The organism is Kitasatospora sp. NPDC004240 (assembly GCF_053603215.1).
Window position 1 is genome coordinate 1 of sequence record NZ_JBSGFD010000204.1, and the last position, 14140, is coordinate 14140.

Here is a 14140-nt window from a genome sequence, read left to right on the forward strand (position 1 = left end):
GATCGGCATTGCACTTCCCATCTACGCGACGATCTGACGCGCCGATCATGCACAGCACCGCTGACAACGAGGCCACCCAGGTACGCCAGACCCCCGCGACCAGGACTGACGAGCCGAAGTCAGTAACCTCGCGCTTCAGCCGGTCAGTGGCGGTTTGCAACCTTGGGAGCAATATCAGCTCCCGGATCTGCGTGGCGGCCTGGGCCCCTGCGCGATCAGGACGCCGCTGAGGAGGAGTGACGCCGGTCAGGCGGATCGCGGTTGATGCAGTCGTGACCGGCGCGTCATGGTCAGGGAGTGGACCGCAGCGGCCGTGCCTGCCGCGTCATCCCCGGCGGCTGGAGTAGAGGCGGGGGCTCGGGGCCGGGGTCATCGCTGTCGACGACTCCGGCGGCTGCGTGGTCGAAGTCGGCGGGCCAGCGGGTGTGCTCGCTGGCCAGGGCGCCGGTCAGGCGTGCTTCGACAAGGTTGGCGGTGCTCAAGTCGGTGCCGCGCAGGTCGGCCATGCGGAGGTCGGCGCGGTGGAAGACCGCGCCATGGGCGTCGGCCTTGCGCAGGTTTGCCTCGCGCAGGTCGGTCTCGGTGAAGTCGGCGTCACGCAAGTCGGTTTCGACTAGCTTCGCGGCCCGTAGGTCGGCCAGAATGCAGCGAGCTCGGCGGAGAATCGCAGTCGTGAGGTCGGCGTGCCGCAGGTTGACCGAGACCAGGGACGCCTGGGTCAGATTGGCGTGGTACAGGCCCGCCGCCTCCATGCAAGCGCGGTCGAAGTTGACCTCGGGGAACCACAATCCGTCGCAGTCGGCCCGGCGCAAGTCGGTGATGCTGAGATTGACCCAGGACTGCTCCCTGTGCTGGCACAGCACACCGAGCGCGGTCAGTGCCACCTGGGCGTCGGCGGCACGAGTCTCCAGGGGGGCGATGTCGTTGATGGGCACGTCTGCCGCCGGTGATTCCGGCCCGGCGGGTGGCCAGGGCAGGTGTGTACGCAGATACGCGGCCTGGATGGAGATGATCGCCTCCCGGTCGCGGGCGGACTGCTCCGCGATCCGCCACAGCGCGTGCAATCCGCCGATGCGCACATCCAGCTTGTCGCTGCCGAGCTGGTCGACAGCCCGGCTGAATCGGTCGGTGACATAGCCCTCCTGGGTGGCGCGCAAACCGTCCTGACTCACTCGCAGTTGCCGCCAGGTGGCGTACGCGCCGAAGAGCACGACCAGGCCGCCGACTACCTGTAGAAGCGTCGTACGGACATCGTTCACCGCCTTCAGCTGATCCTGCGCGGCGACGCTCGCCCCGGCGAGATCGTGGTCGACCACCACCCCCGGCAGTACGACGAACACCGTACCCAGAATGACCAGCCCCGCCCCGGCCAGCAGACCTGCGACTACACGACGCCTGAGCAGCCCGTCGTGCCACGCCCGCCCCCCGCGGTCCGGTTCCCCCATCTCCATGCATGAGAGCCTAGGCGGCGCTTAGAGGACGATCAAGAGTGCTGTGCCACCGCCCCGTGACATGAGAACGGCCGTACGGGTTGGATGAGTTGTGAGGCTTACCTGGGCCCGTGCGGCCTGTTCCCAACCCGCCCTGTCCGGCATCTCGCGCACACACTTCGGCGAGTTGCTCGAAGAACTCGCGCCCCGGTGGCAGGCCGCGCGGGAGTCGGCGCTACACGAGCGGCGTGGCGGGGACCGGAGGCGGGCGGCCGGCGCCGGGCCCAAGCAGCGCCTGGTCTTCGTCGACCGGCTCCTGGTCACGCTGGTCCACCTGCGACTTGGGATCCCGCACGCCGCGCTGGCCGAGTTGTACGCAGTGGACCGTTCCACTGTCTCCGGAGCGATCCGCGAGGTCCGCCCGCTGCTGGCGGCCCGCGGCTTTGCCATCCCGGACCGGCCGGGGGTGCGGCTGCGGACGCTGGAGGACCTGTTCGCCTACGCTGGCGCGGAGGGTGTTGACCTGCGCATCGACGGCACCGAAGTGCAGGTCCGCCGCCCCCGCGCCCACCGCCCCGGCCGCAAGGCGTTCGTGTCCGGCAAGAAGAAACAGAACACCATCAAGACCACCACCTTCAGTGACCCGCAGGGTCGCACCCTGTTCAGCGGCGTGATCCGGCCAGGCCGCATGCACGACCAGACCGCCGTGCGCACCGAGGGCATCGCCGAGCAGTTCCACCTGCACCCCAAGGTCAAGGCCGAGGTCGACGAGGGCTACCGGGGCCTGGCCAACGAGTTCCCCAGCCAAGTCAGCGCCCCGCCGAAGAAGCCGAAGGACGACGCGCCGCTGGGCGAGCACCACGCCTGGCGCGAGGAGCGACGCCGTCAGTCATCCGCGCGTATCTGCGTGGAGCACACCAACGCCGAGTACAAGCAGTGGCGGCCCCTGCAGCGGTTCACCGGCCACCGCGAGACCTACGCCGAGACCCACCTTGCGATCGCCGCCCTCGTCTCTGACCGCTCCGCCCGGCGGGCGACCCGCCGCAAGGCGAGCACAGAACTGGTGCTCGCCCGGCAGGCCGCCTGCTGATCACCCACCAGCCAACCCGCCAGGCCGGCACGCCCCGAACTCAATCGCTCCCAAGGTCGTTACTTGCCCAGTTGTTCGTCTCGCGTCGACAAGGGGTGGTCATGGAGGACCCGGAGTTCAGCGTGCTGCTGACCGAGGTCGGCACTACGAAGTTGGACGTTATCCAGGCAGTCCGAGCGATATCAGGCCTGAGTCTCTGGCACAGCAAGCTTTTGCTGGAGGCCACCCCGGTCGTGGTCGTGGAGGACACCTGGTTCGAAGCCGCAGACAAGGTCGCGAAGCGGTTGGAGGCAGCAGGCGCCCGCGCTGTCCTGGTCTGCGGGTGGTGCGACCGCCGCATACCCAGCGGGGTTGTCGGAGTGGACCCTGGCCCGTGCGAATCCCCGTACTGGCCGGCTGAGAGCTGCCGGGCAAGTTCTCCACCGACGGAGCAAAGCAAAGGATGATCAACTTGAACTGTCCACATAAACTCCGACATGGTGTTCGGCCTGTTCAAGATCCTCGACTACAACTTCGGCCCGCGGTTCCGCGACCTGGACGATCAGCGGTTCTGGCGGGCCACGATGCCCGGTGTCGACATGGGCACATACAGTGCGCTGGAGGACCTGGCCCGACGGCGGCCAACCCGGAGGTCCACTTCGACGCCCCGGCCGGCTGACCCGTACGTCCCCAGGGGCGGACCCCGCCGTTCCACCCGTACCGAACGCCCTGGCGGGGCGGTGCGCCCCGGTCAGCTTGCAGGTCGGCCGGGGTGCCGGTGGCGGCCGGAATGCAGCGGACCGCGCGGCACCGGGCTTGCCGGGGGCCCGTGCCCCTGACAGTCTTCCGGCGCGCGCCCTGCGGCGGCCGGGGCATGGGCCAAACCCCCGGCCGGCCCCCACCCGTTGACTCTGCCCGATGGACGAACCGACCAGGAGTGCCCGCCATGCCGCGTACGACCTTCCGTGTGCCCCGCACGCTGCTCGCCGCCACGGCGACGGCCACCCTCGCCCTCGCCACGGCCCTCACCACGGCGACCGCCCCGGCCGCCGAAGCCGGGACCATCGCCCAGGCCCCCAAAGCCGGGACCACCGGGGCCACCTCAGGCTTCTGGGCCTGCTCCGTCCCGCCCGGCTACACGTACACCTCGTCCCGCAGCTCCTACACCTGCTCGGGAGGCAGCAGCTACCGGACCACCGAGTTCTACGCCCAGCCGCCCGCCGACGGCCTCTGGGCCTGCACCACCATGCCCGGCTACACCCACACCGGGGTCATGAGCAGCTACACCTGCTCCAGCGGCGGGAGCTACACGACCAACCAGTTCCTGCTCTACAAGCCCGTGACCGGCATGTGGGCCTGCTCCGTGCCGTCCGGGTTCACGTACACGGCCACCCAGCAGAGCTACACCTGCTCCGGCGGCGCCGGCTACACCACCACCCAGTTCCTGCTGCGCGCCCTGTAGACGCCGAGGGCCCCGGCCCTGGACGCGCGCTGGCTGGGTCTGTCCATTGAGTTCTTTGTACAGACCCGGCCCCCGGTGATTCGCGCCGCTCGCGAATCCCCTCGACGCCTGTGATCACGCGGTGACACAATGATCACCTAAATCGATCTTGCGGCGGGGGATGCAGGCATGGGCGTACGCGAGCGCGCCGGACAGTGCAGCGCGGTGTTACTGGCCGGCGTGCTGCTCACCGGGTGCGTGGAAGACACAGCCGGACAGACGACGGCGCCAGCCCCGGCGGCCAGTTCGCCGACCCCGGCGCCGTTCGACGTGGCCGAGGCGCTGAAGGCCGCGGGGACGGACCCGTACTCCGCCCAGGTGGAGGCCACCACCTACCTCGGCAACGAAGTCCAGACGACGCAGACCGGCCGCATCAACTTCAACGCGCCGGACCTGGGGACGTCCCGGCTGCGCTCCGGGCCGGCAGTGCCACCGGACCACGCCGTGGACGAGGAGGTCACCTCGCTCGCCGACGCCATCTACACCCGCAACCTCGTAGCGGGCGCAGACCACCGCTGGCGGCGCCTACCCGGTGCCTCCCGGAAGCGGACCGACCTCACCGCATACGCCCGGCTGCTCCTCGACCAGGGACCCGGCGCGCACAAGGGCGTCGAGCAGCAGTACGGCCAGCCGACCCAGCACCTGGCGGGTGTGATCACCCTCGAACAGATCGAAACCCTGGACCCGCAGACGTACCGGGCGCTGAGCGAGCTGAAGGGCAAGCAGATCGAGTGCGAGGTGTGGGTCGACGCGAGCGGTCGGATCGTGCGCGCAGAAAATGTCATCATGGTCCCGTCCGTACTGAAGAAGGTCCGCAACGTCACCCTGGTGAGTGACTTCGGCCCCCGGTATCCGTGCAGGCCCCGGAGCTCGACTGAGGCCTGGTCCCTTCGGGCGCTCACCATGCTCGTGCCCCGGCAGACCAGGCATCGCCGGGGCCGGAATCGAGACGCCGCCTTCGGCGACCTCGACCATGGACTGTTCACGAGTACCGCTGGCCAGGGGAGGTCCGAGGGCTCCGAAGATCGCTTCCCAGATCGTCAATGATCACTTCCCGGATACACTCCGCGGATGCCACTGACACGTTCGGACATGGTCGATGTGAGTGTGGCGCTCGATCTCGCGGGCGCGGAGTACCAAGCGTTCGCCGTCGGGAGGGCCTCGGTCGTGGTCGGGACGGCGGCGACGGTGATCATCTCGGACGCCGCGGACGATCCGGAGGTCGGCGGCGTGTGGAATGACCAGGAGTTCCGCCTGCAAGGTCCGACGCCGGCGATGGCTGCATCAAGGCTTACCGGGCGAGACCCGTTCACAGGAACCGAGCCGGACCAGGACTTGTCGGTACACCTGTTCGTCCGGGCGGACGAGCGCTGTGTCTACATCGGCCCTGTCCGGCATTCGTACAGCAGGTGGGCCGACAACGAGCTCTACAGCTGCCACCTGCGGATCGATCCGCCATTGAACCGCGAGTTGCTTGCCGTGGTTCGGCCGCCTGCAAGCCCGCCCGACCTGCCCGGTCTCGGGTGGCTCGACCACGTGGGCACGGATCCGGGCAGGGCCCTACAGCTCTTCGTCACGGGTTGGCACCCGGAAGCCGAACCACATCCGCCCGGCGGGATACCTCGTTCCATCCCTTCCGCGCTGGCCGGCTTCTACCGCCTCGCCGAGAATCGCCCGGCCATGCTCGGGGGCCAGAACCGGATCAAGCCGGTCGATCAGGTGCAACCCGACAGTTCTGCGGGCTATCTCGTCTTCGGTGTCGAGAACCAGGGTGGGTGGGACTGGTCGATTCCGTGGGAAGTCGATGCTACGGACACGGACCCGACGGTGTGGATCGACGAGGCGGACAACCCCGTTCCCGAGCAGGAGCCCCTGAGTGGATTCCTCCTGCAGTTCTCGCTGTACGAGGCCGCGATGACCGCCCCCTACAAGGCATTCCCCGAGGGCTTCCCCAAGCGGTTGCTGCCCATGTTGGAGAGTTGCCTACACCGTGTACCGCTGCGCCCGTTCATGGCCACGGTCGCTCCGACCGACTTCCTCGTCGGGCCAGGCATCGTCGCCCTCGTCACGCCGAGGTGGGAGAACGATGACGAGGTCGAGGTCTGGATCGGCGCCCATCACCGCAGCGCGCTGCGGCCGCTCGGCCGGCTCGACCTGGACTGGCGGCGATTCGATGGGTGACACTTCCGACACCGGGAGAACCCGCCGGTCGGATGATGGCTCCGGGCTTTCCGCGGCGGACGGATTGGACGAGCTGTTCGAGCCTGAGATACGCCGGATCTTCAGGGCTGTGGCTGTCGACCGGTTCCGAAACCGCACGATGCCCCCGCATGCAGGTCTTCTCTTCGGGCCGGAGTTCGGCCCGTGGGATTCGGACCGCGATTTCCTGGGCGAGTTCTACAACGAGATCCATCACCAGGACACCTGCGACGTGTCCACGGCCAAGGGTGTCCCGCTACTGGTGGCGCTGGCGGTCGATGACCGTGTGCCCGCCCAGGAGCGGATGGAGCTGGTCATGGCGCTTTTCGGTATCGCCACCGAGGCCGACCGGCACAGGGCGGAGTACTGGCCTGGCGCGCATCCGCAGGCGAATCCCGCGGCGGTGGTCCGGGCGAGAGCTGCGGTCGAGGAGCGTCTCGCGGAGGTGCTCACACGTTGGGACGTGGAGTGCTTGGGAGTCCGTCTGGCCCTCGCGGCGCTGGGGGCAGTCTTCCGTGATTCGCCTGCCACAGCCACGCTACAGGGAAGGGTGGAGGCGCTCACCGATGAACATCGGGAGAAGACCTACATCGCCCATTACCTGCGCTTCGTGAGGTTTGTTGCCCGTGAAACGAATCGGCAGATACTCCCGGCGGTCGAGGAGCTGACCGCGTCATTCTGGCAGGCCTCGCACCGTGAAGCTCCGCCGCAGGCCCGCGCCGCGCATCTGCTCGACCAGATGCTCTCGCAGGTGAGGACAACGTTGCTCGCCTGGCGCCCTTGACCGATGCCGCTCGCCCAACCGGTCCTCGAACTCAGCTTGACTCTGTCGGGGATCTTGGTGTCGGCGGAGTCATCTGCCCAGGGTGCGCCAGGACTTCGGGCGAGGAACCTGGTGCCGGTCGAGGTAGTTCTGGAGGGCAGTCGGCTGGCGGGGTGTGGAGGTTTCCTCGGCCGATGACAGTCCGCTGAGGCGCTCGATGTTGACGGCGATGGCCGTCAGGACGTGCTGGACGTGGGCCTTTCCCTGTCCTCGGTAGCGGCAGCGTCTCATGCCGTGTCCGTGGGCGAACTCGTTGACCGTGCCTTCCACTCCGGAGCGGACCGCGTATCGGGCCTTCCACTCGGGCGTCTGCTGCTCTGTGCGGACGCGGAGTTGCAGGTCACGGAGCTCGCGCGGGGGAAAGCCCACGGTGCGGGCGCTGTCGGCGGTGCTGGTGCATCGCGTGCGGGCCGGGCAGGGGCGGCACTGGCTCTTGGTGAACCGGGCCACGATCATCGGGGCCGCGGTGGGCGAGGAGGTCGGATAAGGGCCGTGCCAGCCCGCGCTGACCTGCCCCTGCGGGCAGGTGACCTGCTGACGGTCGAAGTCGATGTGGAAGTCGTCCCGGGCGAAGCCCTCGTTGCGGCGGTGCTGGTGTGTGGGGTTGCTCTTCAGCGGCCCGGAGACGGTGACCTGGTGTTCACGGGCGGCTTGTTCCAGGTGGGGCAGGGAGGTGTAGCCGGCGTCGACCAGGTGCTCGGCGGGCAGCAGCCCTCGACGCGCCAGGCGGGTGTGGATGCCGGGCAGGGTCTGACTGTCGTGGGTGGTGGCCGCGGTGGTGGCGACATCCGTGATCACGTTGGGGCCGTCGGGAGCACAGGTCTCGGTCAGATGAGCGGCGAACCCCTTCCAGCTGATGATGTGCCCGTGCCGTGCATAGCGGGCCGAGGTGTCGTAGGGCGAGACGATCGCCCGCGACGACGGCGGCAGTCCCGCCCCGCCCTCCTTCTCGGCGGTGCGCCAGCGAAGGTGCCCGGCGGTATCACGGTGGTAGTTCTGCATCGTGATCTGCCGCAGAGCCTGGACACGAGGACCGGACATGCGGTCCGCTCCGTGCTGGTAGAGGTGCTCCAGGAGCCGAACGGCGTCGTTTCCGGTGGCGAGGATCCGGGTCACGGGCTTGGTGGGATTCTTCCCCAGACGGACCGGCCGACCGTAACGGTGCCCCCAGTCCACATCGACCAACTCGTCCAACAGGTGCGGGGACGTGCCCGCGACCTCTTCGAGTGCGGCGCGAACCGCCTCGGTGACCAACTCCAGGCGGGTGAGGTCACGCACCGCGGCCAGGACGTGGGTGGAGTCGGTGCGCTGTGTGGTGCGCTCGCGCACCAGCCCGGCCTCCTTGAGCCGGGCCAGTGCGAGGTCCAGGAGGCGGTCGGCACGGCCGTCCTCAGCAAGACGATCACGGAAGTCGGTCAGCACGCTGTGATGGAAGCCAGGATCGTCCAGCTCCATGGCCATCGCATATTTGAAGTCGATGCGGCAGCGGACCGCCTCGGCGGCCTGCCGGTCCGACAGGCCGAGCATGAACTGCAGCACGCAGACGGTTGCCAGCTGTGCGGGTGAGAGTCCCGGACGTCCGTCCCTGGGGTACCAGTCCGCGAAGTCCTCGTCGTGCCACAGCCCGTCCAGCCGGTCCCGCACCCATATCGCCGTCGTGCCACCCGGGTTGCTCGCCCGGGCAACCCGCGCGGTCAAAGGCGGAACATGCTCACCGGAACGGGGGCGCAGGGACAACGGGCACCTCGAAACCTTCATCGGTCGGCGGAACCACCCGAGCATGCCCGTCGACCATGCTGCCGCGCCGGAAAACTCCAAGATCCCCGACAGAGTCAAGCTAAGACAGCCAGTCGGCGAGCCGGTGGCGCACCCGAGCGTCGCGGAAGAAGTCGCAGTGAGCGACTGCGTCGGTGGCGGGCAAGATCATCGGATTCGGCACGACGTAGGAGCCGCTGCGGGCCACACCGTCCGTCGGCACGACCAGGTCATTGCCGGTGCCGAACAGTCGGTCTACCAGCAGGTCGAGAGTGCGCAGCGGGAGGCCGGCGTCGGGGCCCGGTTTGAAGTCGGAGGACACCGCGTACACCGTGTCGGCGGCTGGCGGGCCGGCGGCGTTCAGGTGTGTCAGGTCGGGTGCTGCTGGGTCCATCGCTGTTAGTCCGTCAAGACCGCCGAGCGCGCCGGTGGCGCAGTGCTTGACTACTTCCAGCACTACTTGGAGAGGGGCGCCGCCCATCGTGTCCGGGAGCAGTGCGAACAGGTTGGTGACTACGTCGAGCAGGTTGCTCAAGCGTTTCTGGCTCGCTAGCACGGTGCCCGCGTTGGGGGTGGCGACGTGGATCAGCTTCCGCAGGTTGGGGGCCGGGCGGCTGGCGGCGGTGGGGTGGGGTTGGGCGAGCTGGCGGGCGACCAGGCCGCCGCGTGAGTGGGTCACCAGGTCGAGTGTCAGCGGTTTCCCGCTGGGCAGGCGGTCCAGCAGCCAGCGGGCGTTGGCGGCCGGGTCCAGGTGCACGGTGGGGTGGTCGAAGGTGAGTACCCGCCCTTGGTAGCGCCGGTGCAGGTCGGTTAGCAGCGCGGGGTCGTCGGCTAGGGCGCGGAAGGCGGCGTCGCATCGGCTGAAGGTGCCGTGCACGAATACTAGGAACGGCCCGTCCGGCAGGTCGGCGAGTCGCTCTGCGTTCATCGGTTGGGCGTTTGCCGGGCTGGGGAATGTTTCTGGGGTGGTCAGCCGCAGATCGTATGGGCGGTGGCGCTCTTCCCAGCGCCCCATCACGTACGTGGCGGACCGCCCGGCTGTCTGCTCGATGGGGTACCGCAGCAGGTGGACGACCTTGCTGAAGCCGAAGCCGGCCAGGCCGCGGGTTCGGTCGGTTTCGCCGTCCGCGGGGGGCACAGTGTGCTGGTCGACCGGGATCCGGAAGAGCTGGCGCCCTGCTGTCCGTTCTGCGCGGACGCGATCGGCGGTCGGCTCGGGAAGCACCCAGCGGACGACGCCAGTCCCGTCGACCTCGAGCAGTACCTGCCCCTCATCCGGCCCGGGCGCCGGCACCTCCAGCTCGACGAACGGCGGACGGTCCGTACTGCGGACCCGTCCACCTGAGGTGGGCGGCACTGTCAGCCCGGCAAGCGGTACCGTCAGGATGGGGCGCAGGCCTGCTTCTTGGGTGGTGGCTCCTAGGAGCTGGGCGGTCGGCCTGGGCAGGCCGTCCCGGGACAACTGCTCGGGAAGTTCTGCTGGCTCGGTGTCCCGGGACGGGCCCACGGCCGTGGCCCAGCGCCGGACGGTCCCGGTCCGGCCGTTCACCGCGGAGGAGCGCAGGGTGACGCCGTGGCCGATCGGCTTTCGGTCGTCGCGGTGAAAGTCAGGCATGGTCGGCTCCTCGTGGTGCCCAGTCGATGGTCAGCCGGGGATGGCCGAAGAACAGGTAGGCGAGCGGGGTCGCGAGGCGCTCGCCGTCCTCGCCGCTGGCCGCCACGTGCCATTGGCGCAGGTGCTCGGCGGGGGCGATGCCGCGCCGCAGCACGGCCGCATAGAAGCCCTCGGCGAGGCGTCGGGCCACCTGGTCGTCGATCTTCCACAGGGGGGCGACTGCTGCGCCTACGCCGAGCGCCAGGAAGGACGGCACTATGCCGGTGGTCCGGCCGAGCAGCCGCTGTTGTTGGCCCAGTTGGCAGGCGTTGAGGAAGAGCAGGCGGACGCCGATGGTGCCCTCCGGGCCGGTGGTCACCCCGAGGACGGAGTTCGGGTCCAGGTATCGGTCGTCGGTCATCAGGATGCCGTCGGCGGTGCCGGTTCGGTCGAAGTTTCCGTGCACGGCGAGGTGTAGGATCTCCGGCGCCGGTGGCCGCTCGAGGCAGTCCAGTAGCGGCTCGGTCAGCGCCTCGATCTGGGTTGCCCGGTAGTCCTCGGCCAGGGTGGTGGCCTCGGCCAGCGCCTCCGCCAGTGGGTTGGCCGGGTAGTGGCCGGACACGACGGCCATGGTGCCGGCGGTCAGTCGGGCCGGCGGTGCGGGTGTGCGGAGCCCCTGGCCGTAGAGCCAGCGGCCGATCGTTACCCGGGCGCCGAGGTAGCGGGCATGCCAGGACTTCCAGTCGCCCGGAAGGGCGGCCAGCTCCCAGGGGATGTCTGGGTCTTTGGTGGCCAGAAGGACGGTCGGCGGGTCGGCGTGGACGGTGACGGCAGCGATCGCGTCCCACACTTCGGTGGGGATCGTGGAACCGATCGTTCGACCGAGGCCGCGCAGGTACCGGGCCAGATCCGGCGCGTCTGCGTGGTCCTCGACTCCCTGCCGGACCCGGTCGGAGAAGGATTCCTCCCCACTCAGTACGGTCCGCAGCGGCTCGGCGGGCGGGCGGACATCGAGGTGCGGCGATCGGAACGCCCACAGGTGTGTGTTTCCCGCCGCATCGTTGCCGGGGGCAACGACGATCTCTAAGTCCGGCTGAGCGGCTGGGTCGTCCGGGAGTACCCAGGCTCCCCCCGGTGGCGTCGCCTGTGTCTGGGGCACCGCCGGGCCAACCTGGACGGTGACGGTGGCGACACCGATCAGGGCCCCGGCCACCGAATAGACAGCCGTGATCGTACGCGCGGCGGCGAGCGCCGGATCGTCCACTGCCCGCAGCCGCCGTAGGTCGAACGGATAGGGGTCGGCGGGACCAGCGTCCAGCTCCAGCGTGAGCGGAGCGTCGCCGACCACCTCGAAGCCCGGCGCGAATAGCTGCACACCGAGCCGGAACGGGTCGGCGGGCACGGTGAGCGGGACAGGCGACTCGATCCGAGCCGACGGGGCAGGGGCGAGACCGACCAGCAGCGCAAACACCTCACCCGGATCGACCCGCTCCGGCGCGTCCAGCCGCGCGTACGCCTCCCTCGTGGCCGGCTGGGAAGGGACCACCAGCCGGCTGGCGGGTGGGGAAGGAGCCTGCGGCCGGGGCGGTTCCGTGGGGTGCCGGTCAGCCTGTGCGTCCTTCCTCGTTCGACGCCAGGGTCTGTGTCGCCGTCCAGTACTCCCACCGACCGCCCCACCCGCACTCCGCTCGGCCGGCGGGCCTGCTGACTCCGGGGCCGGGGCAAGCGGGCTCGGCGGCGGGCCGGGGTGTGACGCCGCATGAGTGGGGTCCTCGGGCGCCTTCTCTGCACCCGAGGTGGATCCTGGTTGCGACTCCAAGCTGGGCCGAGTGGGCTCCCCTGGCGCCCCAGCTGCATCTGGCGTGGCTCCTGGTTCGGTCACCGGGTGGGTGGCGGGCCCGGGAGGCATCGAGACGCTGTGGGCTCCGACCGGTGCGAACACGGAGTCCATGAACTCGATGATCTGGCGGTCGGTCAGCCGCTGGCCCTCGCGGTGGCCCATGGCCAGGTCGGCCTCGCTGATCATGCCGACCAGGTGGCCGTTGTCGATCACCGGCATGCGGTGGATCTGGTGCTGTTCCATTTTCTTGATCACTGCGTCCATGCCATCGTGTGCCCGGACGAAGTGGGGGTGGCTGGCTAGGTCCATCACCTTCATGGTCGACGGGTCCTTGCCCTTGGCGAGGCACTTCACCACGATGTCGCGGTCGGTGATGATGCCCTTGAGTTTCCCGTCTGTATCGCAGATCGGTAGGGCGCCAACGCCCATGTCGCGCATCATTTTCGACGCTTCCGTGAGCGTCTGGTCAGGGGTGATGCACTGGGCGCCAGCGTGCATGATGTCACGGGCTGTGGTCACGAAAGATCCTTTCCCGGCGAACCTAGCCAGGGCTGGCGGCCAGCTTTCGGGCACCCGGTCCAGCCGTATGACGCTTCCGGGGGCGTTCATGCAGTGTGATCCCCGAGCCCAGGAGCAGCGCGTAGACCCCGGGCGCCGAATGCACGCACACTGCCTTCGATACCGGCGTCGGCAAGGCCCTGCCGACGGCCAGCGGAGGAATCGGTGTTTCGCTCACCCCTCTACCATCGCCCGGTGCCACGAGGTCTGCTGGCCGACGACGACGCCCTGCTGCTCAAGGCGAGGACACTGCGTGACGGGGTGCGTGTATTGAACGCGGAGCGTGTCAGCACGAGCGGTTGCGGGATCGGTGGGCTACCGGTTGCGCCGGGTGGTGATCAGCTGGCCGTTGTGGAGGCGGTGGTCGAGTTCGAGGCCGCTGTTGAGCATGACGAGGACGTCGAGGTGCCGGTCGGCGGGCACGGTCGCCACCCGGCGCTGGTCGCGGCCGATGCGGATGGTCGGGTCGCTCTGGCTGGGGCGGGCGATGGCGACCGGCCCGTCGGGCGTGCCCGGGACGAGCCGGGTCAGGGGGGTGGTGGCGGTGCCGCTGTCGATGAGCCGGTTGATCAGGTCGACGGGGGTGCGGACGTATTCCAGGAGGTCCTGGATCTCGTATTCGCCGGCCCCGTACCGCTCGATCCAGCCGTCGATGTGATGCTGGGCGGTCCACTGCCGCAGCGCCTCGGAACGGTGACCGAGGCGCTGGGCTTCGCGGCCCAGGAGGTGGGCGATGCGCCGGGAGGTGACGCCGGCGGAGAGCAGGGCCAGGGCCTGATCGGTGTCGACGCCGTGGCGGATGTGCCACGCGGTGTGGGTGTTGAGCCGGGGCGCGGTGGGGGAGAGCGCGGGGCTTGTGTTGACGAGGTTGATCAGCGCGCCGATCGTCCAGCTCAGGGCGTGTCCGAAGGCGGTGCTGATGTTGCGTACGGCCTGGTCCAGCGCCCAGGCGGCGGGGATGTCGGGCTGCCAGGAGCGGGCGAGGTCGGGGATGGCGGCGCCGGAGATCCACTCGCGCAGCGCGGGCGCGATAGGAACGGTCATGGCCCTGCCCCGGGCCTCCTTGTCCTTGAAGGCCCAGTGCGGGGTGACTTCGGGGCATCGTTCGAGGAGGCGGTCGAAGACATGGTGCTCGGTGAGGAAGTCCAGCAAGGTCGTAACTCATGCCCGCACGATGACACACGCCACCGACAGGCGACTGAGGCGGCATACCGACCGCGACGGGTCCTCCAGCCTCAGGGGAACAGGTCTGTAGTCTCTGCCTCATGTCGGCCGGTGTCGGCAACGGGTGAAACGAGGGCCACGAACGGCGGATCAAAAGCGGGCCGGTCTGCGATCTCTTGATCATCCTGGCTTCAATGCTCGGAGGTC

At 69.1% G+C, this 14140-nt stretch carries 11 protein-coding genes and 1 pseudogene; 7 read left to right on the forward strand and 5 right to left on the reverse strand.

The features are described 5' to 3' along the window. Window positions 1-290 precede the first annotated feature (290 nt). Window positions 291-1445 carry a pentapeptide repeat-containing protein gene (locus ACWEQL_RS35075; protein WP_452154444.1) on the reverse strand — a complete coding sequence of 385 codons (1155 nt, stop codon included), beginning with the start codon at window positions 1443-1445 and terminating at the stop codon, window positions 291-293. A gap of 172 nt (window positions 1446-1617) precedes the next feature. Between ACWEQL_RS35075 and ACWEQL_RS35080 the strand changes: the two genes are divergently transcribed. The 7 genes and pseudogenes from ACWEQL_RS35080 to ACWEQL_RS35110 all read left to right on the forward strand — a co-directional run bounded on the left by ACWEQL_RS35080 (window position 1618) and on the right by ACWEQL_RS35110 (window position 6983). Continuing rightward, window positions 1618-2520, forward strand: a complete 903-nt coding sequence (locus ACWEQL_RS35080; protein ID WP_452154434.1) for a transposase family protein — start codon at window positions 1618-1620, stop codon at window positions 2518-2520. Between the two features lie 101 nt (window positions 2521-2621). After that, the gene (locus ACWEQL_RS35085; RefSeq protein WP_452154435.1) at window positions 2622-2966 is read left to right on the forward strand and encodes a ribosomal protein L7/L12; all 345 of its coding nucleotides are present in this window, start codon (window positions 2622-2624) and stop codon (window positions 2964-2966) included. 24 nt (window positions 2967-2990) lie between these two features. Further along, a pseudogene (locus tag ACWEQL_RS35090) lies at window positions 2991-3173 on the forward strand (Tn3 family transposase); the annotation flags it as partial. Window positions 3174-3445: 272 nt separating this feature from the next. Continuing rightward, window positions 3446-3961 carry a hypothetical protein gene (locus ACWEQL_RS35095; protein ID WP_452154436.1) on the forward strand — a complete coding sequence of 172 codons (516 nt, stop codon included), beginning with the start codon at window positions 3446-3448 and terminating at the stop codon, window positions 3959-3961. Window positions 3962-4180: 219 nt separating this feature from the next. Further along, entirely contained in the window at window positions 4181-5047 is an 867-nt protein-coding gene (locus ACWEQL_RS35100; protein ID WP_452154437.1) for a hypothetical protein, read from the forward strand. A 24-nt stretch (window positions 5048-5071) separates the two neighbouring features. Further along, the gene (locus tag ACWEQL_RS35105; RefSeq protein WP_452154438.1) at window positions 5072-6181 is read left to right on the forward strand and encodes a hypothetical protein; all 1110 of its coding nucleotides are present in this window, start codon (window positions 5072-5074) and stop codon (window positions 6179-6181) included. A gap of 64 nt (window positions 6182-6245) precedes the next feature. After that, window positions 6246-6983, forward strand: a complete 738-nt coding sequence (locus tag ACWEQL_RS35110; protein WP_452154439.1) for a hypothetical protein — start codon at window positions 6246-6248, stop codon at window positions 6981-6983. A 69-nt stretch (window positions 6984-7052) separates the two neighbouring features. Here ACWEQL_RS35110 and ACWEQL_RS35115 read toward each other — a convergent pair whose 3' ends face one another. From ACWEQL_RS35115 to ACWEQL_RS35130, 4 genes are all read right to left on the reverse strand, one after another. Next, window positions 7053-8720, reverse strand: coding sequence for an IS1182 family transposase (locus ACWEQL_RS35115; RefSeq protein WP_452154440.1), 1668 nt, complete (start codon window positions 8718-8720; stop codon window positions 7053-7055). A gap of 139 nt (window positions 8721-8859) precedes the next feature. Then, entirely contained in the window at window positions 8860-10392 is a 1533-nt protein-coding gene (locus ACWEQL_RS35120; protein WP_452154441.1) for an esterase/lipase family protein, read from the reverse strand. Continuing rightward, window positions 10385-12730: a CBS domain-containing protein gene (locus ACWEQL_RS35125; RefSeq protein WP_452154442.1), complete on the reverse strand. Its 2346-nt coding sequence runs from the start codon at window positions 12728-12730 to the stop codon at window positions 10385-10387. Before ACWEQL_RS35125 ends, ACWEQL_RS35120 begins: the two co-directional genes overlap by 8 nt. Window positions 12731-13084: 354 nt before the next feature. Continuing rightward, the gene (locus ACWEQL_RS35130; protein ID WP_452154443.1) at window positions 13085-13921 is read right to left on the reverse strand and encodes a hypothetical protein; all 837 of its coding nucleotides are present in this window, start codon (window positions 13919-13921) and stop codon (window positions 13085-13087) included. Window positions 13922-14140: the final 219 nt, after the last annotated feature.